Source organism: Cobetia sp. MM1IDA2H-1 (assembly GCF_002916775.2).
In the GTDB taxonomy this organism is placed as follows: domain Bacteria; phylum Pseudomonadota; class Gammaproteobacteria; order Pseudomonadales; family Halomonadaceae; genus Cobetia; species Cobetia marina.
The window spans coordinates 917,851-941,164 of record NZ_CM133225.1 but is presented as its reverse complement, the minus strand read 5'-3'; the positions used below and the strand labels follow the sequence as shown (position 1 = coordinate 941,164).

The following is a 23,314-nucleotide window of genomic DNA, read 5'->3' as shown; positions in this document are numbered from 1 at the left end:
ATCAAGATGGCGACACTAGTCACCACTGACATGCCCTTCGCCCCAGCGCGGCATCAGCGCATGCGCGATTCCCAGCTGATTGAGAATGCGCGCGACGATGAAGTCGATCATGTCATCGAGTGTCTGCGGGCGGTGATAGAAGCCGGGGGCGGCGGGCAGGATGACGGCCCCCATGCGCGTCAGGCTCAGCATGTGTTCGAGATGGATCGCCGAGAACGGCGTCTCGCGCGGCACCAGAATCAGCGTGCGACGCTCCTTGAGGGCGACGTCGGCGGCGCGTTCGATCAGATTGTTGCTGGCGCCGGTCGCGATGGACGAGAGCGAGCCGGTGGAACATGGACATACCACCATGGCACTCGGCGCGCCGGAGCCGGACGCCACGGGCGCCATCCAGTCCTCGCGGCCGAAGCAGCGAATCTGACCGGGCCTGGCGGCGTAGCGCTGGGTGAGCACCTCGGTGAGGCGAGCCGGGCGCGCCGGCAGTTCTTCATCGGTCTCGGTGGCGATCACCATGTGGGCGGCCTTGGAGACCATCACCATCACCTCATGACCCGCCGCGACCAGGCATTCGATCAGCCGCAGGCCGTACTGGGCACCCGAGGCCCCGGTCAGCGCGACGGTGACCGCCGACTTGAACTCCCCTTCGGGGGCTTTCGCTTGCTGGCTCATGCCTCACCTTCCCGTGCTGCCAGTGCACTCAACAGACGTTCGTGGATACCGCCGAAGCCGCCATTGGACATCACCACCACCCAGTCGCCGGCGCGGGAGTCATTGGCGATCTTGGCGATCAGGGCATCGAGATCCTGCTCGACATCGGCTTCAACGCCAAGGGCACGACACTCGCAGACCGTCTCGTCCAGTGACCAGCCCAGTGTCGGGCCCGCGAACCAGCTGACCCGATCCGCTGCGGTGACCGCTGCCGGCAGGCGCGCCTTCATGGTGCCAAGCTTCATGGTGTTGGAACGCGGCTCGATCACCGCCCACAGACGACCACCCTGCCCTTCGGCTGCCACGCCCGGCGCCAGGCCCTCAAGCGTGGTGGCGATGGCGGTCGGGTGGTGCGCGAAGTCATCGATGACCTTGACGCCGGCCACCTCACCGCGCAGCTCCTGACGGCGCCTAGGCGGCGCGAAGCGCGCGAGCGCCTGCAGCGCCGCCTCGACACTCACGCCGCACTCGACGGCAGCGGCCACCGCGGCACAGGCGTTGGCCACGTTGTGGCGTCCGCGCATCGCCCACTGACACTCGACGAAGCAGTCCGCCTCGCCGGACACGGTGGCCGGCGCCGCCAGCGCGAAGTGGCTGCCATCGGCACTGATCAGACGATAGCGCCAGTCGCCACCGGCGTTCTCGATACCACCTTCATCGCCGAAGCGTGTTACCGGCGTCCAGCAGCCTTGATCCAGCACGCGTTCCAGCGCCTCGGCACCGGCGACGGCGTCCGCTGCGACCACCAGCTTGCCGCCAGCCGGCACGGTACGCACCAGGTGATGGAACTGCCGTTCAATGGCCGCGAGATCCGGGAAGATGTCGGCGTGGTCGAATTCGAGATTGTTGAGCACGGCGATGCGCGGACGGTAATGCACGAACTTGGAGCGCTTGTCGAAGAAGGCCGTGTCGTACTCATCGGCCTCGACCACGAAGGGTGCCTGCGGGTCGCCGATACGCGCGGAATCGCCCAGCTGCGGCGGCACGCCCCCGATCAGATAGCCCGGCGTGAGGCCCACGCATTCGAGAATCCAGGCGGTCATGGTCGCGGTGGTGGTCTTGCCGTGGGTGCCGGCAATGGCGATCACCGGTCGTCCCGTCAGCACCTCGTCACACAGCCATTGCGGGCCGGAGGTGTAGGCCAGGCCGCGCTCGAGCAGCGCCTCGACTTCAGGATTGCCGCGCGAGACGGCATTGCCGACCACCGTGAGCTCTGGCGCGGGCTCGAGATTGTCGGCGGCATACCCTTCCATCAGGGTGATACCGGCCTCGGCCAGCTGTGTGCTCATGGGCGGATAGACATTGGCATCGCTGCCGGTGACGCGATGGCCGCGCGCACGCGCAAGCAGTGCCAGAGAGCCCATGAAGGTACCGCAAATACCGATGACGTGAAGGTGCATCTGTTTCTCCAATCCGGAAGCCCGAGCAGCCTAGCATGCCCGCCAGGCGGCGAGTAGCACGGGCGTGTCGGGGCAGAACGACAGACACGTGGCATCCGGGCGTCGTGCAGGGGTCATGTCTTTCGGATATGATGCGGCGGGTAAGCGCCAGCCCGTTCAAGATCATGACAAGGAAGCAGAGACGAGAAGCCCATGCCCCAGCACAATGCCTTCTACGCCCAGTCCGGTGGCGTTACCGCCGTCATCAATGCCAGCGCCTGTGGCGTGATCGAAGCCGTGCGTGAACACGGCGACCAGATCGGCAAGCTCTACGCCGGTCACAACGGCATCATCGGCGCCCTGACCGAAGATCTGATCGATGTCAGCCAGGAAAGCGACGAGAACATCGCCGCCTTGCGCCACACCCCGGGCGGTGCCTTCGGCTCCTGCCGTTACAAGCTCAAGAGCATCGAGGATCACCGTACCCAGTACGAGCGTCTGATCGAGGTGTTCAAGGCCCACGATATCCGCTACTTCTTCTACAACGGTGGCGGCGACAGCGCCGATACCTGCCTGAAGGTCTCCCAGCTGGCCGAGACCATGGGCTACCCGATCCAGGCCATCCACGTACCCAAGACCGTGGACAACGACCTGCCGATCACCGACAACTCGCCGGGCTTCGGCAGCGTGGCCAAGTACATCGCCACCTCCACCCGCGAGGCCGGCCTCGACATCGCCTCCATGTGCGCCACTTCCACCAAGGTGTTCATCCTTGAGGTCATGGGACGTCACGCTGGCTGGATCGCCGCCGCCGGTGCCCTGGCTGGCGAAGATGCCACTCAGCCGCCGCACATCGTGGTCTTCCCGGAAGTCGCCTTCCACCGCAAGGACTTCATGGCGCGTGTCGACCAGTGCGTCAAGGACCACGGCTACTGCGTGGTGGTGGTCTCCGAGGGTGCCCGCTACGAAGACGGCACCTTCCTGGCCGATGCCGGCAACACCGATGCCTTCGGCCACCGTCAGCTGGGCGGCGTGGCGCCGACGCTGGCCGGCATGGTCAAGCAGGATCTCGGCTACAAGTATCACTGGGCCGTGGCCGATTATCTGCAGCGCGCGGCACGCCACATCGCCTCGAAGACCGACGTCGAGCAGGCGTACGCCACGGGTCGTGCTGCCGTGGAAATGGCCCTGGCCGGCAAGAACGCCGTGATGCCGGCGATCCGTCGCCTCGGCGATGGCGCTGACTACGCCTGGGACATCATCGAGGCACCGCTGGAGCAGATCGCCAACCATGAGAAGTTCATGCCGCTGGAGTTCATCAGCGAAGACGGCTTCTACATCACTGACGCCTGCCGCCAGTACCTGTCACCGCTGATCCAGGGCGAGGACTTCCCGCCCTTCGTCAATGGTCTGCCGGCCGTCGCCCGCCTCACGCTGGCCAAGGTCGAGAAGAAGCTCACGCCGTTCTCGATCTGATCGATCGCGCTACCGTTTTCCCGGGCAGCGCTGTGCCAACGCCGTTGCGGCACCCATGAGAAAGCCCCGCACAGATCACTGTGCGGGGCTTTCTCGTTCATGACGCGAGGCTGCTCTCGACAACCGCACGCCACCGACACACGCAGGGCTATTTGAGCAACCAGGACAGCACCAGCAGCAACAGCAGGATGCCGGCGACGCCCTGCCAGAAATTGGCTGGTTCGCGCATGGCCTCGGATGGCGTGATGGCCTTGCCGGGGTCCTGCTGTGGCAGGCGCAGTGCATAGAGCAGCTCCGACAGACGTCGGAAGCGCAAGGTGCGCTGAGGGTCCAGCGCACGCCTCAGGGCATCGTCCAGCATCTGGGGAACCTGCGGGTTGCGCATGCGTGCCGGCTGATACTCCAGCAGCTCGAGGTCCGTCTGGGTGCGCAGCTGATCCATCGACTGAGCGTAGGGCTGCATGCCGGTCAGCAGCCAGTAGATCACCGACGCCAGCCCGTACTGATCGCTGCGGCGACTGACCTCGGCCCCCAGCGCATATTCCGGCGCACTGTGCTCGGTCAGCCCGACCTGGCGCACCAGGGGACCGGCACTCTCGTGCCCATCCCCTTCGCGCAGATGACAGGCCCCGAAGTCCACCAGCACTACCTTGCCGTGACGGTCGATCATCACGTTGTCGGGGTGGATCAACTGATGCAGCACTTCACGCCGATTGAGTGCGTGGACCGCCTTGCCCAGCTGGCGGGCGATATCCAGGCGCTGCTCGAGATTGGCCTGGGGATGCTGGCGCGCCCAGTCGGTCAGCGTCTGCGCCTCCAGATGCTCGAGCAGATAGTAGAGGTGATCCCGCGGGCGCGAGGGTTCCACCACCTTGACGACGAAGGGCGAGTTGACGCGATCCACCACCCACTGCTGGAGCAGGAAGTGCTCGAGATAGGCGTTCTTGAGCGAGAGCTCCGGACTCGGCGCCTTCATCACCATCACGCGCCGGCTCTTGAGATCCCGGACCTTGTAGACGCGCACCCGCGCACTGCGTGACATCACCTCCAGCACTTCCAGCCCATCGATGCGATCCCCCGGCTCCAGCTCGCGCGGCACCGGCAGATCCCCATAGATGCGCCCCGGCGTGTCCTCGCTGGCACTGGCCAGGCGATCGATACGCACCAGCTGGAAGCAGAACTGATCCGCGGTATAACCACGTTCGTCGGCACGGTCCGCCGCGGCATGCGCGAGACGCTCGCTGGCGGCGTCCAGATCCGAGACATCGTCACGAATCAGTGACACGAAGTCCGAGGGCAGCAAGGTGCCGCGCACCGCCTGGGTGGTCAGCAGGAAGATGTCGCCCTGCTTGAGCGGCAATTCGATGTAATCGATGTCGAGACTGACATCCATGCCCAGAGCCCGTGAGGGATAGCGATAACCGCCCAGGTCCGTGACATGATCACGCGAGATCTGTTCGAACTCGCCACCACGCAGACGGAACACCACGGTATCGCCGGCATGGAACAGATGCGCCGACTGACCACGGAAGATGACCGCGGAAATCGAGGTGACGTAACTGCCGCCACGCACGAAGCGACTCTGGCTGTAGCACCAGCTGTTCAGCGCTCGCAGCACACGAGTCGCGGAATATTTGACGCTCCAGTTGTCGGGCGTGGCGAAGTAGTCGGCCAGAAAGCCACGCACGGCCAGATCGCCCGCCTGCTTGGCGATGGCGTTCTTGCTGGTGGTATCCGCGATCAACGCACAGCCGCCCTTGGTCGCCAGCGGGCCACGCTCGACAGGAATTTCCAGCGACATCGAGCTGCGGTGGCGCTTGCGGTCCGGTGCCACGAAGGCCTGACCATAACTGAGTGAAAGCTCTGCATCCGCCAAGGCGGTCTCCTTGCATGTCTGTCCTGCGGTGACGACCCTGCTGGTGCATGCCGGCCACGACAGGCCTCGTTACAGTGTCTGCACGGCACCGCGAGTCGCGCGGCGATCCTTGAACAACGGGCACACCATCGGCCAGAGTGTCGATGGATGGCCTCCACATGGACTCGCGCGCTGCCAAGTGTTACCCGAGTCAGCCTGCAGTGCCACCACTCGTTGGTGCAACGCAAGGCGATCGAGCGTGGCATAATGGCAAAACGGTCTGCCAGTTCGTATAATTCAGCGGAATTTTGACCCGCAGGCCTTCAACCCGCAAACCCAAGGACTCGACAATGAGTTTCGACAAGATCCCCGCTGGCAAGGAATTGCCGAACGACGTCTACGTAGCGATCGAGATTCCGGCCAATCACGCGCCGATCAAGTACGAGATCGACAAGGACATCGATGCACTCATGGTGGATCGTTTCATGGCCACTCCGATGTTCTACCCGGCCAACTACGGTTACATCCCGAACACCCTGGCTGACGATGGCGATGCCCTCGACGCGCTGGTCGTGACTCCGTATCCGGTCGCGCCGGGCAGTGTCATCCGTGCGCGTCCGGTCGGCGTGCTCAACATGAGCGACGAAGCTGGCGAAGACGCCAAGCTGGTCTGCGTACCGCACCAGAAGCTGACCTCCCTGTACGACGACGTCCAGGAAGTCACTGATCTGCCGGAACTGCTGCGTCAGCAGATCGCGCACTTCTTCGAGAACTACAAGGATCTCGAGAAGGGCAAGTGGGTCAAGATCGATTCCTGGGACGGCGCTGATGCCGCGCGTGCCGCGATCGAGAAGGCAGCAGCTGCCTACCAGAAGGACTGATCCTTCCCGTGACGGTCGCCAACTGACCCTCATTTGCTGACCGCTCATGAAAAAGCCCCCGTCATTGACGGGGGCTTTTCGTTTTCTGGGCTCAGCCCGATCCAGTTCAGGCTGACGAGGCTGGCGGGACATGACCTCCGTCAGGGTCCGCCAGCCTCGCGTCAGACTTCAGCCCTTCTCGAGCAGGCTGCGCAGGTCACTGATCGCGGAATTGGCGCGTGCGATGTAGTTGGCCATGACCAGCGAGTGATTGGCGAAGAAACCGAAGCCGGAACCGTTGAGGATCACCGGGCTGCCGATATCGGTCTGGGTCGACTCCAGCTCACGGATGATCTGGTCGATGGAGGTCAGGGCATTCTTGTCTTCCAGAACGCCCTGGAAGTCATGACGCACCGCCTTGAGCAGATGGATCAACGCCCAGGAGGTGCCGCGCGCCTGATAGAAGACATCGTCGATCTCGAGCCACGGCGTCTTGATCTCTTCTTCCGTCTGGGTGCTCTTGGCCGAGGTCGCGTTCTTGTCACCGGCCAGACTCAGATTGAGCTGAGACTTGCCGACGCTCGCGGACAGTCGCTGTGACAGGGAACCGAGACGATTCTCGACATCCGACAGCCAGGCCACCAGATTGTCGGCGCGCGCATAGAACTGGCCATTGTTCTGGGTGTCATCGCTCAGACGCTTGAGGTAGTCCCCCAACTGGCGGTTGGCATCGGCATATTCATGCTCGGCTTCCGGCAGCATCCAGGCATTGGCGTCGATGAACAGCAGCGATTCCGCCTTGCCCAGCGCCTTGTCATCACTGGACTGAGACTGTGAACGACTGAATTCCTTGCGCAGCTCGCGCGTCATGTCGCGCACCTGCACCAGCACGCCATATTCCCAGTTGGGCATGTTGTCCAGCCACAGCCCCGGGGGTGCCACGTCATTCTTCAGATAGCCGCCGGGCTTGTGCAGCAGGGTATCGTTGAGTTTCATCAGGGTCGCGACAGTCGCCGTGCCCGTCGGCAGCACCTCGAAGGCCGGTGCCGGCTGCTCGCCATCGACACTGGCAACGGGTGCCGCCAGCCCATGTACGCGGGCCAGTTCGGTGCGCGTGGCCTGGTCGACATTGAATTCGTCCGGCTCGCTGCTCCAGTAGATCCCAAGGCCAACGCAGACCAGCAGGTAAATGACGAACAGCCCGACCAGTGGTTTCCAGATCCAGCCATACTGAGGTGTTTCCAGCACGTCGCGACCCGCGCCACGCTTGCTGCCTTTACCGAATAGGGCCATGCGTTCTTCCTTGTATGAAGCCTTGTAAAAAGCCGTGTGAAAAAAGACGAGTCAGAAGACCGTGAACCGGTGTCGATACCCGCGTTGCCTCCAGCGCCGGTACTCATGACGTACGTCCTATCCTATCATGCGTCCCTGCGTGTGCCAGTCGCGCTCATCGCGACGTCAGAACCGGGGGAGATCATCGCTACATGGTGGCGCATTCATCCTGGTGCAAGTCGCGACCCGTGATCATCGTGGGCATCATTGCCGGCCCTCTTTCCGTGACGAACACCTCAAGCGAGCTGATCGCGCAGAGGGCACAGGCACTCGCAAGATCGGCTTCTTCTCCCGGCACTGCAAAAGGATGCCTTCGTGCTTCGTCCGTTTCCCGCAAATGACGCGATCTCCCGCCAGATTCGCGCCAGTCTCGCCCTCGCCCGACCGATGCGCCCCGGGGTGCTGCTGGTCATTGTGCTGCTCCTCAGCCTGACCACTTTCGCCCTGCCAGCCCATGCCGGGCTGTTCGGCAGCAGTCCGGCCACCTCCTCCAGCAGCGAATCGTCTACCGGACTGTTCACGAGTCAGGCATCCAGCAGCGACTTCCTGCCGGTCAAAGAGGCCTTCACGCCCCGCGCATGGCGTGAAGGCGACACCCTCTATGTCGGCTTCACCAGTGCCGAGGGCTATTACCTCTATCGCCATCAATTCGACTTCGCGACCTCCCGTGACGATCTCCGGCTCGGTGCCGCGGACCTGCCCCCCGGCGAATTCAAGCAGGACCCCTATCTGGGCGACGTGCACGTCTTCCATGACCCACTGGTCATTCGCCTGCCTCTGACAGCCATAGACCGTCAGAATGCCCCGGACGAGGCGTCATCGATCAGTGGTCCGGTACCGATATCCATCACCTTCCAAGGGTGTGCCGACGCCGGCCTCTGCTATCCCCCCGAGACCGTCACGCTCGAGGCCGGTGAGCAGAGTGCGCCCGACGCCTTTGCCCACCTGATGCCTGATGCCGCCACCCTGGAGAGCGGCGCTGCCGACGACACTGGCGCACATCGTGCCGGCGAGCCCACTGCCATCCCGGGGACGGATGGCAGCTTTCGAGCATTGTTCACGGATGCCGGCCTCGTCACCTTGCTCGGGCTGTTCTTCCTGGCAGGCCTCGGGCTGACCTTCACGCCCTGCGTGCTGCCGATGATCCCGATTCTCAGCTCGATCATCGTCGGCCAGCGCCCCAGCCGCCCGCGCGCCTTGCTGCTGTCCTCAAGCTACGCCCTGGGCATGGCGCTCACCTACGCCGCGGCCGGCACGCTGATGGGTCTGTTCGGCGCCGGCCTCAACCTGCAGGCCCAACTGCAATCTCCCGTCGTGCTGATTCCCTTTGCCGCCCTGTTCGTGCTGTTCGCGCTGGCCATGTTCGGCGCCTTCAATCTGCGCCTGCCCGGCCGCCTGCATTCGCGCCTCGACACGCTGCAGGGGCGCCTGATGAATGCCGGCCCGGGGGGATTGGCGCTGGCAGGCGCGTTATCGGTACTCGTGGTATCGCCCTGCGTCTCGGCACCTCTGGCCGGTGCGCTGGTCTATCTCTCCGCCAGTGGCGATGCCACCAGTGGCGGGTTGGCGCTGTTCGCGCTCGGGCTCGGCATGGGGGTGCCGCTGATACTGGTCGGCACCTTCGGCGCCAGTCTCCTGCCCAGGGCCGGCGGCTGGATGGAAGGCATCAAGCAGGCCTTCGGCATTCTGCTGCTGGGCGTTGCGCTGTGGCTGGTAGAGCGCTTGCTGCCGGCCTCGCTGACGGTGCTGGGCTGGGCGACATTGGCCATCGGCACCGGGGTGGCGCTCGGCGCGATCAGCTCCTCAAGCCACGGCTGGGCCCGCGCCCGTCAGGCACTGGGGCTGCTGGCACTCGGCTGGGGGATGATCAGCCTGCTGGGCGTGGCCGGCGGCGCAAGCGATCCGCTACGCCCATTGGCCCCCTTCACCGGAGGCGGAACTGCCTCGGGACAGGCAACCGAGCAGACGCTGGACTTCACCACCGTCACTGACATGGCTGCCCTCAAGCGCGAGCTGGCACTGGCTGACCGTCGCGGGCAGCCGGTCTTCGTCGATTACTACGCCGACTGGTGCATCTCCTGCAAGGTGATGGAGCGCGAGGTCTTTCCGCGCGTCGCGAGCCAGCTGCGACAGTTTCATCTGATTCGCGCCGATGTCACCCAGACGGATGCCACCACCCGTGAGCTGCTGTCATCGTTCGGCCTCTTCGGACCGCCCAGCCTGCTGTTCTTCGCAGGACAACAGGAAATGACCGAAGCGCGGATTCAGGGAGAGGTCGATGCCGAGCAGCTGGGCGAGCATCTCGACGAGGTGCTGCGTCACCATCGCACTGCCGCGGGTGCATGATCTGTCGGGAGTCAGCCATGCCGGACACCGGCAGATGACGTCGCGATGTTGACGGGATGGCAGCGCGGGAGAGTCGGCGTGGCAATCAGGATAAAAGCGGCAGGAAATCCGGTTCGGTGCCAAACTGGACAGCGTTCGAGAATTTCGGCAGAATCCGCGTCACTGCGACAACAGTCTAGGCTCAATAGGTAAACGTCGCGGATAGTGACGGTATCTTTGCATTTTCACCCAGGGTTAACAGCTCAGCGAGTCACGCACTTGCTTCCGCTGACAAGAGGACTTTCATGGCACGCATCCTGGTACTCAACGGCCCCAACCTCAATCTGCTGGGCACCCGCGAGCCCGAGGTGTACGGCACGACCACCCTGGAAGATATCCGCTCACGTCTGGAGACACGGGCCAGCCAGGCTGGCCACCAGCTGGACTGGCTGCAATCGAATGCCGAGCATGTGCTGGTAGATCGCGTGCATGCGGCCCGTGAGGATGGCACCGCCATCATCCTGATCAATCCCGCGGCCTTTACCCATACCAGCGTAGCGCTGCGCGATGCCCTGCTGGGGGTCGCACTGCCCTTCATCGAGCTGCACCTGTCCAATACCCATGCCCGCGAGGCGTTCCGCCATCATTCCTATCTTTCCGATGTGGCACGCGGCGTGATCATGGGGTTTGGCGCTCGAAGTTACGACATGGCGCTTGATGCCGCCCTGGCCGATCTTGCCTAGCAGGAACGTCCCGGCGCGGCCTTCAGGCACGGCAGGCCTCATAGCTGCCTGAGACAAGGATTGACCGGCCCATCGGTCGGGACAGCCAATATCGCTGTCACCCGCAACCAGTGACGTCTCGGTTGCACACCCCATTTCCAGCCACCTTTATATCGGGATGAATTTCATGGATATCCGCAAGGTCAAGAAGCTGATCGAGCTGCTCGAAGAGTCCAACATCAGCGAAATCGAGATCCAGGAAGGCGAAGAGTCCGTTCGCATCAGCCGCCATCCGCAGGGCTTCGCCCAGCAGCCGATGATGCAGGCCCCGATGATGATGCAGCAGCAACCGATGCAGCAGCAGGCCGCACCGGCAGCCGGCAGCGTCGAGGCACCGGCAGCCGCCGCTCCGGCAGCGCCGCAGGGCCACACCATCAATTCGCCGATGGTCGGCTCCTTCTATCGCTCTCCGGCACCGGGCTCCAAGGCCTTCATCGAAGTCGGCCAGAGCGTCAAGAAAGGTGATACCGTCTGCATCGTCGAAGCCATGAAGATGATGAACCAGATCGAAGCCGACAAGGATGGTGTGGTGGAAGCCATTCTGATCGAAGACGGCGAGCCGGTTGAATTCGACCAGCCCATGATCGTCATTTCCTGATCCCAACGGACACGTCACCATGCTCGACAAGGTACTGATTGCCAACCGCGGCGAGATTGCACTTCGCATCCTTCGCGCCTGCAAGGAACTGGGCATCAAGACGGTAGCGGTGCACTCCAAGGCCGACCGCGATCTGATGCACGTCCGCCTGGCCGACGAAGCTGTCTGCATCGGCCCGGCCTCCTCTGCCAAATCCTATCTGCACATCCCGGCGCTGATCGCAGCCGCCGAGGTGACGGATGCCGACGCCATCCATCCGGGCTACGGCTTCCTGTCGGAAAACGCCAACTTCGCCGAGCAGGTCGAACGCTCAGGCTTCGCCTTCATCGGCCCGCGCGCTGACACCATCCGCATGATGGGTGACAAGGTCGCGGCCATCGAAGCGATGAAGCTGGCCGGCGTCCCGACCGTACCGGGCTCCGATGGTCCGGTGCCACAGGATGAAGACGAGATGTTCGCCATCGCCGAGCGCATCGGCTACCCCGTGATCATCAAGGCCGCCGCTGGCGGTGGTGGTCGCGGCATGCGCGTGGTGCACTCCAAGGCCAGCCTGCTGTCCTCGGTGAGCATCACCCAGGGTGAAGCCGCCGCGGCCTTCGGCGACGGCACGGTGTACATGGAGAAATTCCTCCAGAACCCGCGTCACGTCGAAGTCCAGGTGCTGGCCGATGGCCAGGGCAACGCCATTCACCTGTATGACCGGGACTGCTCCCTGCAGCGTCGTCACCAGAAGGTGCTGGAAGAAGCGCCGGCACCGCAGCTGGATGAGGAAGCCCGTGCCAAGGTCCTCAAGTCGTGCACCGATGCCTGCATCGAGATCGGCTATCGTGGCGCCGGCACCTTCGAATTCCTGTACGAGAACGGCGGGTTCTACTTCATCGAGATGAACACCCGCGTTCAGGTCGAGCACCCGGTGACCGAGATGGTCACGGGCGTCGACATCGTCAAGGAGCAGCTGCGCATCGCCTCCGGACTGCCGCTCTCCATCAAGCAGGAAGACGTCAAGCTGCGTGGCCACGCCTTCGAATGCCGCATCAATGCCGAAGACTCGCGCACCTTCATGCCGTCTCCGGGCAAGGTCGAGCTCTATCACGCGCCGGGCGGTCTGGGCGTGCGCATGGACTCGCACCTGTACTCCGGCTACACCGTGCCGCCGCACTACGACTCCCTGATCGGCAAGCTGATCACCTGGGGCGAGAGCCGCGAGATCGCATTGACGCGCATGCGCAATGCCCTCGATGAGCTGCTGGTGGAAGGCATCAAGACCAACACTGACCTGCAGAAGGATCTGGTGCGTGATGCCGGCTTCCAGGAAGGTGGCGTCAACATCCATTATCTGGAGAAGAAGCTGGGCCTGTAATCTGCCCTGCTTGAGACTGGCAGCATCGGTCGACACATGACAGAAGGGTGGCCTCGGCCGCCCTTCTGTCGTTTGCGCAGGGGCCCTTGAGTGCGCTCAGGGTCATGCCGGCATCCGAGCGCCCCTGCCCCCACTGCCGCTTCGTCTATTCTCTTCACTCCCTACCTATTCGACAGGAGCCACCATGTCCTGGCTGCAACTCAAGGCGCGTATCGCCCCCGACCACGCCGAGATTCTCGAGCATCTGCTGATGGAAGAAGGTGCCTGCGCCATCACCCTGCAGGACGCCGAGGATCAGCCACTGTTCGAGCCGGATCTCGGCAGCACGCCGCTGTGGAGCGAGACAGTGCTTACCGGCCTGTGGGATGGCACCGAAGGCATCGAGACCATGCGCGAGCGGGTCAAGGCCGGCTGGGCGGCACTGATTCCCGATGAGCCCTGCCCGGAGATCGAGGTCGAGATTCTCGAGGACCGCGACTGGACACGTGAGTGGATGGACGGCTTCGAGCCGCTCAAGATGGGCCAGCGGCTGTGGATCGTGCCCAGCTGGCATGACGCGCCGGAACAGGACGCCGTCAACCTGATGCTCGACCCGGGCCTGGCCTTCGGCACCGGCACTCACCCGACCACCGCCCTGTGCCTGGAATGGCTCGATGGCCTGGCCGTGGAGGGCAAGCTCGCCCGGCACAGCGTGCTGGACTTCGGCTGCGGCTCCGGCATCCTGGCCATCGCCGCACTCAAGCTCGGCGCGGTGGATGCCATGGGCACCGATATCGATCCCCAGGCCCTGCAGGCCTCCCGCGACAACGCCCAGCGCAACGAGGTCAGCGACAGGCTGACACTGTGCTACCCGGACCGCCTGCCGGACGCGGGCTATCAGATCGTGGTCGCCAACATCCTGGCCGGCCCGCTGGTCGAGCTGGCCCCGCAGATCGCGGGCAGTGTGGCCCCGGGTGGCCTCCTGGCGCTTTCCGGCATTCTCGCGCCCCAGGCGGGAGACGTGCTCGAGGCCTATCGTGAGGCCGGCCTGATCATGGAAGAGCCCACCGAGCGCGATGGCTGGGTGCGCCTCAACGGCCAGCGCCCGCTCGAGGGCTGAGCCACGCGATACCATGAGTGCCGCAGCGCAGGGAATCCACGGCGCAAAGGAAGACCTCCGGAACGCGCCACGGATGAAATAGCCCTTCAAACCCTGCGGCGCTCTAGGTATCATGACGCCCCCGTGATGCCTGCATCGCGCGCCACCCCACTGCATGACACGAGCCCCATGACCGAGACATCCCTTCACGCCGAGCTCCCGCGCATCGGTGTGCACCAGTTGCCCAATCGCGTGATTCTGGCCCCGATGGCCGGCGTCACCGATCGCCCGTTCCGACAGCAATGTCGTGAGCTGGGCGCGGGGCTCGTGGTCTCGGAGATGGTGACCAGTGACAAGCGCCTGTGGAACACCGTCAAGTCGCGCACGCGCATGAATCATGCCGGTGAACCCGGCCCGCGTGCCGTGCAGATCGCCGGGGGCGATGCCGCGATGCTGGCCGAGGCCGCCGCGCTGAATGCCGAGATGGGCGCCGAGATCATCGACATCAACATGGGCTGCCCGGCCAAGAAGGTCTGCAACAAGGCCGCCGGGTCTGCCCTGATGCGCGATGAGCGTCTGGTCGGCGAGATTCTCGAGGCCGTGGTGCGTGCCGTGAAGGTGCCGGTCACGCTGAAGATGCGCACCGGCTGGTGCGAGGAAACACGCAACGCCATCACCATCGCGCGCATGGCCGAGAGTGCCGGCATCCAGGCGCTCTCCGTGCATGGTCGCACCCGTCAGCAGAAATATACCGGTGAGGCCGAATACGACACCATCGCTGCGGTGAAGGCGGCAGTCTCGATCCCGGTCTTCGCCAATGGCGATATCGACAGCGGCGAGAAAGCGCGACATGTGCTTGACTATACGGGCGCCGATGCCGTGATGGTCGGCCGTGCGGCCCAGGGCAACCCCTGGATCTTCCGCGAGATCAATCACTATCTGGCCACTGGCCAGGTAGCTTCCGGCCCGAGCGATGCGGAGCGTGCCCAGGTGATGCGCACCCATCTCGAGGCCCTGTATGAATTCTACGGTGACTACATGGGCGTGCGCATCGCGCGCAAGCATGTGGGCTGGTACCTGGCGACCCGCGAGGATGGCAGTGAGTTGAAGCGCAGCTTCAATCCTCTCGAGGAGCCCGATGAACAGCGCCAGTTCCTGACACGCCTGTTCGGCGAGCCGGAAGGCATCGCCCGCACCGAGACGCAAGGAAGTCACGCAGCATGACCAGCAGGCACCCTCTATCCCCTGACGACGCAAGCCAGGCCACGCTGATGACGCCCGTTCGGCACCATCAGACCCTGCGCGAAGCCGTCGAGCATTCCATGGCGCGCTACTTCGCCCACCTGGATGGCGAGCAGGTCACCGACCTGCATGCCATGGTGATGGCCGAGGTCGAGGCGCCGCTGCTGGAAGCGGTGATGGCCCACGCCCAGGGCAACCAGACCCGCGCCGCCGATATGCTGGGCCTCAATCGAGGCACGCTGCGCAAGAAGCTCAAGCAGTTTGATCTGATCTGACCCCGCCGGGGCATCCTCACAGGTGCCCCGGCGTCTTTTTGTTGATCCACGAGTGGAGCATCATGCAAGCCAAGCCCCAAGCCATCCGTCGCGCCCTCCTGAGCGTTTCCGACAAGACCGGCATCGTCGAATTCGCCCGTGCCCTCGACGCCCGTGGCGTCGCCCTGCTGTCTACCGGCGGCACCTTCCGTCTGCTCAAGGACAACGGCCTGGCCGTGACCGAAGTCTCCGAGCACACCGGCTTCCCGGAAATGATGGATGGCCGGGTCAAGACCCTGCATCCCAAGATCCACGGCGGTATTCTCGGTCGACGCGGTCAGGATGATGCGGTGATGGCCGAGCACGGCATCGACCCCATCGACATGGTCATCGTCAACCTGTATCCGTTCGCCGCCACCGTGGCCAACCCGGATTGCTCGCTGGAAGACGCCATCGAGAACATCGATATCGGCGGCCCGACCATGGTGCGTTCCTGCGCCAAGAACCACGCGCACACCACCATCGTCGTCAACGCGGCCGACTACGACCGCGTGATCGCCGAGATGGATGCCAATGACAACGCCGTCAGCGACGAAGCGCGCTTCGACCTGGCCGTGGCAGCCTTCGAGCACACCGCCGCCTACGACGGCGCCATCGCCAACTGGCTGGGTCAGCGGGTCGAGGGTGGCAGTGAAGGTCTGCCGCGTCAGTACAACGTCAGCCTGAGCAAGAAGCAGGACATGCGTTACGGCGAGAACCCGCATCAGCAAGCGGCCTTCTACGTCGAGGACGGTGCCACCGAGGCCAGCGTCGCCACGGCCGTGCAGGTCCAGGGCAAGGCGTTGTCCTACAACAACGTCGCCGATACCGATGCCGCCTTCGAGTGCGTCAAGGCCTTCGACGAGACCGCCTGTGTCATCGTCAAGCACGCCAACCCGTGTGGCGTCGCCATCGGCGAGTCTGCCCTGGCCGCCTACGAGCGCGCCTATCAGACCGACCCGACCAGCGCCTTCGGCGGCATCATCGCCTTCAACGTGCCGCTGGACGCCGAGACCGCGCAGGCCATCGTCTCGCGCCAGTTCGTCGAGGTGATCATCGCCCCGGGAATCAGCGACGAAGCCGCTGCCATCGTCGCCACCAAGGCCAACGTGCGTCTGCTCGACGTCGCGGATGCCTGGGCGGCCGAGCGTACCGGCGGTCACGACTTCAAGCGCGTCACCGGCGGTCTGCTGGTGCAGGACCGCGATCAGGGCATGGTCGGCCGTGATGAACTCAAGGTCGTCACCGAGCGCGCGCCGAGCGAGCAGGAACTCAACGACCTGACCTTCGCCTGGAAAGTGGCCAAGTTCGTCAAGTCCAACGCCATCGTCTACATCAAGGATGGCCAGACCATCGGTGTGGGCGCCGGTCAGATGAGCCGCGTCTATTCGGCCAAGATCGCCGGCATCAAGGCCGCCGATGAAGGGCTCAAAGTGCCGGGCTCCGTGATGGCCTCCGATGCCTTCTTCCCGTTCCGTGACGGCATCGACGCCGCGGCGGCGGCCGGTATCACGGCCGTCATCCAGCCGGGTGGCTCCATGCGTGATCAGGAAGTCATCGATGCGGCCAACGAAGCCGGCATCGCCATGGTCTTCACCGGCATGCGTCACTTCCGTCACTGATCGACGGCTCTGACACATGATGTGTGAGCCTCTCTGACGCTCACGAAAAAGCCCCCGCCAGCGAATCGCTGACGGGGGCTTTTTCGTATGCCGGGGCATCAACGCCTGCCCCTATTCGACAGGCAGTCTGACCAGGCGCAGGAAGTTGTCACGGGCGACATTGTGCGCCATCTGTGGCGACAGGGCATCGAGGAATGGCGTGTAACTTGCCAGGATATCGCCCACCGAACCGAAGCGCCCGACCACGTCACTGCCGAGCACGAAGCGCTGTGGGAAGCGCTCGACCAGCTTGACCCAGCGCGGGCGCGGCTGGCCCTTGTCATCCAGCAGATACGGCTCCAGCACTGACCAGGACAGGTCGATATTCAGGTTGGGATAGGTTTCCAGCATGCGCTCGATCTCGCCGTGCAGCCATGTCATGCGCCCCAGGCGACGATTGAGCTCGGCACTGGTACCCGCGTGTGCCCAGATGAAGGTCGTGTCCGGATTGTCGCGCACCGCACTCTCGAATTCCTCGAGATACAGCCCCTCATGCCCCTCACGCTTGCTGGTGACATTGGAATGCACCATCACCGGCAGGCCCTTCTCCGCCGCCAGCGCATAGACCTTTCTCAAGGCGGGATGATTGGCTCGTGGCGTCTCGCCCTCGGTCAGGCGCGTCAGGTCATCATGACGCGTGAAGACCTCGCCGATGCCTTTCCAGAAGCCGGGATAGATCGCCATCAACTGGCGAATCTCATCGGCAGCATTCAGATCAGTGGGGTTGAAGCCGGTGATGAACGGCGAGAAACGCGCCTGGACCGGCTCGGGAGCGCGAGTCAACGCCTCGGCCAGAATGTAATCGGTACCGGAGTACCAGTAGACCGGCCCATCATCACCCATGTAGTAACGCGGCTTCTTGGGCGCGTCCTGCTGCCATTTCTTGGCGACACCGATGCCCGTGATCAGGGCATGATCCACCTGCGCCTCATCCATGGCATCCAGCAAGGCCCCCAGGCCATCGCCCTGCTGGAAGAAGTCGACGAAGTGCAGGTGGGCGTCGCTGTAGTGATAATCGCGTGTCTCATCGGCAGCCACGGGCTCGGCGACAGCCATGCTGCCGGCAAGCCCCAACAGCAACGCCAGCGCCCCCTGGAGGAGAGGACGCTGGCGCAGACAGGACAGGCGAGAGAAACGGACGGGGCGAGAGGCAAGCTTCAGCATGGGTGGCTCCGAGGAAAGATCGCTCGATTCTGCGGTGCCCACCCTTGCCGACGCAAGTGTCCTCAGCTCGCCAATACCGCACCATTCATGCCGGAGGGGCGGCTGGCCTGTTGTTCAGCTGCCTGCTGACGACGGGCAGTCACACGATTCCAGACCTTCTCGTGGAAGAAGAAGGCGACGGTGTTGACCGCAGGCTCGACGATGGCGACCAGACCGCCGACCACGATGTCACCGGTCAGCAGGTAGGTGACACCGAAGGCGATGGAGAAGTGCATGCTGGCAAAGGTCAATGTCTTGATCATGTTGGCTGCCCTCCGGGCGGTCTGTGCTCAGCGAGACGCTGAACCCCAGCGCGTCGCGTGTCTCTTGGTGGGCAACCTGTTGTTGCCTCGATGTAATGAATGATAGTGAGTCTCATCTGCAACTTGAAATCACTTTGCCCTACCCCGCTGATAAGGGCTGGCTATCAAGCGCTCGGATCACCACGCGCCACAGCCCACAGGATTGGGTAGAATGCGCAGCCGTACCATGCGATTGCATTCCCATCCACTCTGTCTCCTCAAGGTCGCCATGACGCCGCCACTCGACTCTGATGCCCTCCAGACGCTGCTTGAACGCCTGTCCAATGATGCCAGCCGCTGCTTCAACGAGGGCAAGGTCGCGGATTACATCCCGGCCCTGGCGCAGGTGGACCCGGATCAGTTCGGGATTGCCGTCTGTCATGTCGATGGCCGCGTCCAGTATGCCGGGGATGCACACACGCGCTTCTCGATCCAGTCGATCTCCAAGGTCCACGCACTGGTACTGGCGATGCAGCGTCTGGAAAGCGACGAGATCTGGTCACGCGTGGGACGTGAACCCTCTGGCCAGGCGTTCAATTCGATCATGCAGCTGGAGGTCGAGAACGGCATTCCACGCAACCCGTTCATCAATGCCGGGGCACTGCTGATCACGGACCTGCTGGTCTCGCGCATCGTCTCGATCCAAAACACCCTGCGTGAACAGCTCAGACGCCTGTCCGGCAGCCCCGACATCGGCTTCGACGAGAAGGTGGCGCGCTCCGAGATGGACCACAAGGCACGCAATGCCTCGCTCGCCTACCTGATGCAGGCCTATGGCAACGTGCACTCCGATGTGGATGACCTGCTGGACACCTACTTCCACAGCTGTTCGGTATCGATGAACTGCGTGGAGCTGGCCCGCAGCTTCGCCTTCCTGGCCAATCGCGGCGTCAATCCGCTGGATGGCAAGGAAGTGGTCTCGCCCTTGGAGACACGCCAGCTCAATGCGCTATTGCTGACCTGTGGGCTCTATGACGCGGCGGGAGACTTCGCCTGGCGCGTGGGCCTGCCGGGCAAGAGTGGGGTCGGCGGCGGCATCATCGCCATCCTGCCGGGACAGATGAGCATCTGTGTGTGGTCGCCGCGCCTGGACGGCTATGGCAACTCGATTGCCGGCCGGCATGCATTGGAAGGATTGGTGGCGGGAATGGGGCTGTCACCGCTGGGCTGAGAAGTGCGGGCTGACAATACTGAGCTGGGAAGCGGCCATAAAAAAGGGCAAGTCGCGTCCGCCACGCCACTCGCCCTGTCTTCAATCCTTGAAGACTATCACCACAGGTCCCGCTCTTTGACTGTAGCGTAAATAAGCATATCCACAAGTAAGAGAATGCCGACAAAGCACACCTGTCTTTGTCCCTGATCTGCGGTAAAAGACAGCGGCATACCGCTTTGGTCTGACACACGCAGCGCGATCAATGCCCGAGACACCTCACCTCTACGACCAATGACGCATGGGCCTCTTGTCGCGAGATTGCCCCCTCTCGCGCATGCCGCTCTCTCAGCAGCAGCGAAAATTCCATAGATTGCAGACACGCTTGGCGGCAACAGACCGGATGACTGAATGACATGAAAAAGCCCGCCCGGTGTCCCGGGCGGGCTTTTTACAACTGATGTCGTGTCCGGTCATTGCCTTGAGCGCTGGCCATCCATCGACGATGCCACGTTCAAGGATGCAGGCTCAAGCAAGGATCGACGGCGCAGACCCGATGACGAACGGCTCAGCCAAGTGAGAGACACAGATACTTGGTTTCCATGTACTCCTCGAGGCCATACTTGGAGCCCTCACGGCCCAGCCCCGATGCCTTGGTGCCGCCGAAGGGCGCGGCGGCGTTGGAGATCAGTCCGGTGTTGATACCGACCATGCCGTAATCCAGACCTTCCGACACGCGCCAGACACGCTTGAGATCCGTGCTGTAGAAATAGCTGGCCAGCCCGAACTCGGTATCGTTGGCCATCTCGATGGCCTCTTCCTCGCTCTCGAAGGGGAAGATGGCTGCCAGCGGCCCGAAGGTTTCCTCACGGGCCACCTTCATCTCCGGCGTCACCTGCGAGATCAACGTCGGGGTGAAGAAACTGCCACCCAGCGGATGCGGATGGCCGCCCAGCAGCAGCTCGGCCCCCTTGTCGAGCGCATCCTGCACGTGATCCGTGACCTTCTCGACGGCGTCACCATCAATCAGTGGGCCGACCTTGACGCCCTCTTCCATGCCGTTGCCCACGGTCAACTCGGCATTCATCGCCGCTGCCAGCTTCTCGCTGAAGGCATTGACCACGCTGGACTGCACCAGGAAACGATTGGTGCAGACGCAGGTCTGGCCGGCGTTGCGGAACTTGGCTGCCATCGCGCCTTCCACCGCCGCATCGAGATCGGCGTCTTCGAACACCAGGAAAGGCGCATTGCCGCCAAGCTCGAGCGAGATCTTCTGGATATGCTGTGAGGCATTGGCCATCAGTCCGCGGCCAACTTCGGTGGAGCCGGTGAAGGTGACCTTGCGCACGAGACACGAATCGGTCATCGCCTTGGCGATATCCCTGGCAGAGCCCGGCACCACGTTGAAGACACCACGCGGCACGCCAGCGCGCTCCGCCAGCACCGCCAGCGCCAGCGCCGAGAAGGGAGTCTGACTGGCAGGCTTGACCACGATGGGGCAGCCCGCCGCCAATGCGGCACCCGCCTTGCGGGTGATCATCGATGACGGGAAGTTCCACGGCGTGATCGCCCCCACGACACCCACGGGTTGCTTGAGCACCATGATGCGCTGATCACGCTTGGCTGCCGGAATGGTATCACCGTAGACTCGCTGTCCTTCCTCGGCAAACCAACGCAGGAAGCTGGCGGCATACTGGATCTCACCGGCGGATTCGGCGAGTGGCTTGCCCTGCTCCAGGGTCATGATCTGCGCCAGGTCATCCTTGTGCTCCTGCATCAGGGCGTACCACTTCATCAAGATGTCGGCACGTTCCAGCGCGGGGGTTTCCTTCCAGTCAGCGAAGGCATTCTGGGCCGCCTCGATGGCACGCTCGGTTTCCGCATAGCCCAGGCGAGGCACTCGGCCGATGATCTCGCCGGTGGCCGGATTGTCGACCTCTATCTGCTCACCGGAATCCGCGGCGACCCAACCACCATCGATATAGGCAAAGGGGCGAAAGAGACTGGTATCGTTGAGATGTTCCATGAAGACTCCAGAGGCATGCAGGTGGATCGAGGCGGCATTGAGCGCTAGCCGAGACTATTCAAGACTAGCCTAATAGAACCTAGATGCGGGTTCAGTGCCAGAACCACAACCCTGCCAGCACCAGCCCTGCCATGGCCAGCCCCGTGATCACACGCCCCATGGGCCACTCGCGTCGGCCGGATGGCTGCTTGCCGGCCCCGACAGACGACGGCGGTACCTCACCGAGCTCGCGCTCCGGCGGCATCGACACGACACGCCGCGCCTTCTGCTGCTTGACCCGCGCATTGAACACCTGACTCGCACGCCCGTCACGCACCTCGAAATCCACCGCCAGTCCCGGCCCCGGGAGACCGCGACCGCGCCAACCGACAAGATCGAACACGTACTCGGCGCCCTTGTCATCCGTGATGACACCCTCCTGGGTGGCATCATCGAACCGAGTGATCTCTCCGATCATGCTGCCCCTCCTGACATCCCGTCTCTCCTGACTGTCTAGCGTCCGACACTTGCCGTCTGGATATGGTCTTCCCGGCTGTCCGACAGGGTGATGGACACCGAATCGGAGAAGCGCAGCGCATGCGGCTTGTCGATCTCGACCTGAGCCGTCAGCACCTGCTCATGCTGCATCACGATATCCAGCACTTCCCGCGTCATGCGCTCGAGCAATGCGAAACGCCCATCCTCGACATGCGCGATCAGCTGCTTGGTGATGGTGCGATAGTTGAGGGCTTCGCTGATGTGGTTGAACTGAACCGCACGCGCGGCGCGGTAGCGGATCACCACATTGATCACGACATCCTGACGATTCTGGATCTCGTCATCGTTGATCCCGATATAGGTGCGCAGACGCAGGTTCTTGATGCGAATGGTGGCAAGATCATGATCGAGATGTTCATCGTGCAAGGCATGCATCGGCATCGACGGGGACTCCTGAACAAGAGATGTCAGACAAACGACTCACAGACGACGACGCCGCCTCGAGAGGCGGCGTCGTGGCTATCGGATCAGCTGATCAGGGTCAGGAATTCCTGACGGGTCGGCTGATTCTCGCGGAAGGCCCCCAGCATCACGGAGGTCTTCATGCTGGAATTCTGCTTTTCCACGCCACGCATCATCATGCACATGTGGCGCGCCTCGACCACCACCGCCACACCCCGTGCGCCGGTCACCTGCTGGACCGCCTCAGCGATCTGCTTGGTGAGGTTTTCCTGGATCTGCATGCGGCGCGAGTACATGTCGGTGATGCGCGCGAACTTGGACAGCCCCAGCACCTTGCCCGCCGGCAGATAGGCGATATGGCACTTGCCGATGAACGGCAGCATGTGATGCTCGCACATCGAGTAAAGCTCGATGTCCTTGACCAGTACCATCTCGTCGGTGTCCGAGGTGAAGACGGCGCCGTTGACGATCTCCTCCAGCGACTGATGATAGCCATGGGTCAGGAACTGCATGGCCTTGGCAGCACGCATGGGCGTGTCCTGCAGGCCCTCGCGCTGCGGATCCTCACCCAATGCAGTGATGATCTGGCGGTAATGGTTGGCAATCTCTTCGGTCATCCGTCTGCCTATGGTATCGGTCAGGGGCGCGCATGAGCGCACGCATAGCAGGGGTAAAGCACATAACTTATACAATATCTTAACGTTGAATTGATCTTGTAAAAGTTAGTGTTCAATGTCAGCGCAGA

Annotated in this window: 21 protein-coding genes; 11 read left to right on the top strand and 10 right to left on the bottom strand. The window is 63.3% G+C overall.

Annotated elements, in window-relative coordinates:
• Positions 1-15 precede the first annotated feature (15 nt).
• Together BOH68_RS04035 and mpl are read right to left on the bottom strand one after the other, a co-directional pair.
• Complete coding sequence (locus tag BOH68_RS04035; RefSeq protein WP_077371887.1) at positions 16-669, bottom strand: flavin prenyltransferase UbiX; 654 nt, start codon at positions 667-669, stop codon at positions 16-18.
• Positions 666-2,108, bottom strand: coding sequence for a UDP-N-acetylmuramate:L-alanyl-gamma-D-glutamyl-meso-diaminopimelate ligase (gene mpl / locus BOH68_RS04030; RefSeq protein WP_077371884.1), 1,443 nt, complete (start codon positions 2,106-2,108; stop codon positions 666-668). The genes BOH68_RS04035 and mpl overlap by 4 nt, the downstream gene beginning before the upstream one ends.
• A 192-nt stretch (positions 2,109-2,300) precedes the next feature.
• Between mpl and BOH68_RS04025 the strand changes: the two genes are divergently transcribed.
• A complete protein-coding gene (locus BOH68_RS04025; protein ID WP_077371881.1) occupies positions 2,301-3,563 on the top strand; it encodes a 6-phosphofructokinase in 1,263 nt (420 codons plus the stop codon).
• A gap of 148 nt (positions 3,564-3,711) precedes the next feature.
• On the opposite strand, the gene BOH68_RS04020 is transcribed toward BOH68_RS04025, so the two are convergent.
• Positions 3,712-5,439, bottom strand: a complete 1,728-nt coding sequence (locus tag BOH68_RS04020; protein WP_077371878.1) for a bifunctional protein-serine/threonine kinase/phosphatase — start codon at positions 5,437-5,439, stop codon at positions 3,712-3,714.
• A 329-nt stretch (positions 5,440-5,768) separates the two neighbouring features.
• On the opposite strand from BOH68_RS04020, the gene ppa reads away from it, so the two are divergent.
• Positions 5,769-6,299 (top strand): inorganic diphosphatase, encoded by a 531-nt coding sequence (gene ppa, locus BOH68_RS04015; RefSeq protein ID WP_043331979.1) that lies wholly within the window; start codon positions 5,769-5,771, stop codon positions 6,297-6,299.
• A 168-nt stretch (positions 6,300-6,467) separates the two neighbouring features.
• Here ppa and BOH68_RS04010 read toward each other — a convergent pair whose 3' ends face one another.
• Positions 6,468-7,571 carry a DUF2333 family protein gene (locus BOH68_RS04010; protein WP_077371875.1) on the bottom strand — a complete coding sequence of 368 codons (1,104 nt, stop codon included), beginning with the start codon at positions 7,569-7,571 and terminating at the stop codon, positions 6,468-6,470.
• Between the two features lie 354 nt (positions 7,572-7,925).
• On the opposite strand from BOH68_RS04010, the gene dsbD reads away from it, so the two are divergent.
• The 8 genes from dsbD (at position 7,926) to purH (ending at position 16,910) form a co-directional block, all read left to right on the top strand.
• Positions 7,926-9,956 carry a protein-disulfide reductase DsbD gene (gene dsbD / locus BOH68_RS04005; protein ID WP_258038150.1) on the top strand — a complete coding sequence of 677 codons (2,031 nt, stop codon included), beginning with the start codon at positions 7,926-7,928 and terminating at the stop codon, positions 9,954-9,956.
• A 284-nt stretch (positions 9,957-10,240) separates the two neighbouring features.
• On the top strand, positions 10,241-10,678 hold the full coding sequence (aroQ, locus tag BOH68_RS04000; protein WP_077371872.1) for a type II 3-dehydroquinate dehydratase: 438 nt from the start codon (positions 10,241-10,243) through the stop codon (positions 10,676-10,678).
• A gap of 166 nt (positions 10,679-10,844) precedes the next feature.
• The gene (accB, locus tag BOH68_RS03995; RefSeq protein ID WP_077371869.1) at positions 10,845-11,315 is read left to right on the top strand and encodes an acetyl-CoA carboxylase biotin carboxyl carrier protein; all 471 of its coding nucleotides are present in this window, start codon (positions 10,845-10,847) and stop codon (positions 11,313-11,315) included.
• 19 nt (positions 11,316-11,334) lie between these two features.
• Positions 11,335-12,675, top strand: a complete 1,341-nt coding sequence (gene accC, locus BOH68_RS03990; protein WP_077371866.1) for an acetyl-CoA carboxylase biotin carboxylase subunit — start codon at positions 11,335-11,337, stop codon at positions 12,673-12,675.
• A 184-nt stretch (positions 12,676-12,859) separates the two neighbouring features.
• Complete coding sequence (prmA, locus tag BOH68_RS03985) at positions 12,860-13,774, top strand: 50S ribosomal protein L11 methyltransferase (protein WP_077371862.1); 915 nt, start codon at positions 12,860-12,862, stop codon at positions 13,772-13,774.
• Positions 13,775-13,942: 168 nt separating this feature from the next.
• A complete protein-coding gene (gene dusB / locus BOH68_RS03980; protein ID WP_077373125.1) occupies positions 13,943-14,977 on the top strand; it encodes a tRNA dihydrouridine synthase DusB in 1,035 nt (344 codons plus the stop codon).
• Positions 14,974-15,270 (top strand): DNA-binding transcriptional regulator Fis, encoded by a 297-nt coding sequence (gene fis / locus BOH68_RS03975; RefSeq protein ID WP_043331993.1) that lies wholly within the window; start codon positions 14,974-14,976, stop codon positions 15,268-15,270. Before dusB ends, fis begins: the two co-directional genes overlap by 4 nt.
• Positions 15,271-15,332: 62 nt before the next feature.
• Positions 15,333-16,910, top strand: coding sequence for a bifunctional phosphoribosylaminoimidazolecarboxamide formyltransferase/IMP cyclohydrolase (gene purH, locus BOH68_RS03970; RefSeq protein WP_077371859.1), 1,578 nt, complete (start codon positions 15,333-15,335; stop codon positions 16,908-16,910).
• A gap of 111 nt (positions 16,911-17,021) precedes the next feature.
• Here purH and BOH68_RS03965 read toward each other — a convergent pair whose 3' ends face one another.
• Together BOH68_RS03965 and BOH68_RS03960 are read right to left on the bottom strand one after the other, a co-directional pair.
• Complete coding sequence (locus tag BOH68_RS03965; protein WP_077371856.1) at positions 17,022-18,113, bottom strand: amidohydrolase family protein; 1,092 nt, start codon at positions 18,111-18,113, stop codon at positions 17,022-17,024.
• Between the two features lie 62 nt (positions 18,114-18,175).
• Positions 18,176-18,415 (bottom strand): DUF2061 domain-containing protein, encoded by a 240-nt coding sequence (locus BOH68_RS03960; protein WP_077371853.1) that lies wholly within the window; start codon positions 18,413-18,415, stop codon positions 18,176-18,178.
• Between the two features lie 211 nt (positions 18,416-18,626).
• Here BOH68_RS03960 and glsB point away from each other — a divergent pair, with 211 nt between their 5' ends.
• Positions 18,627-19,625: a glutaminase B gene (gene glsB, locus BOH68_RS03955; protein WP_254696424.1), complete on the top strand. Its 999-nt coding sequence runs from the start codon at positions 18,627-18,629 to the stop codon at positions 19,623-19,625.
• Positions 19,626-20,172: 547 nt separating this feature from the next.
• Here glsB and BOH68_RS03950 read toward each other — a convergent pair.
• From BOH68_RS03950 to folE, 4 genes are all read right to left on the bottom strand, one after another.
• On the bottom strand, positions 20,173-21,630 hold the full coding sequence (locus tag BOH68_RS03950; RefSeq protein ID WP_077371850.1) for an NAD-dependent succinate-semialdehyde dehydrogenase: 1,458 nt from the start codon (positions 21,628-21,630) through the stop codon (positions 20,173-20,175).
• 91 nt (positions 21,631-21,721) lie between these two features.
• The gene (locus BOH68_RS03945) at positions 21,722-22,087 is read right to left on the bottom strand and encodes a hypothetical protein (RefSeq protein WP_077371847.1); all 366 of its coding nucleotides are present in this window, start codon (positions 22,085-22,087) and stop codon (positions 21,722-21,724) included.
• 35 nt (positions 22,088-22,122) lie between these two features.
• Positions 22,123-22,548 carry a dihydroneopterin triphosphate 2'-epimerase gene (folX, locus tag BOH68_RS03940; RefSeq protein ID WP_077371844.1) on the bottom strand — a complete coding sequence of 142 codons (426 nt, stop codon included), beginning with the start codon at positions 22,546-22,548 and terminating at the stop codon, positions 22,123-22,125.
• 86 nt (positions 22,549-22,634) lie between these two features.
• Complete coding sequence (gene folE / locus BOH68_RS03935; protein WP_077371842.1) at positions 22,635-23,186, bottom strand: GTP cyclohydrolase I FolE; 552 nt, start codon at positions 23,184-23,186, stop codon at positions 22,635-22,637.
• Positions 23,187-23,314: the final 128 nt, after the last annotated feature.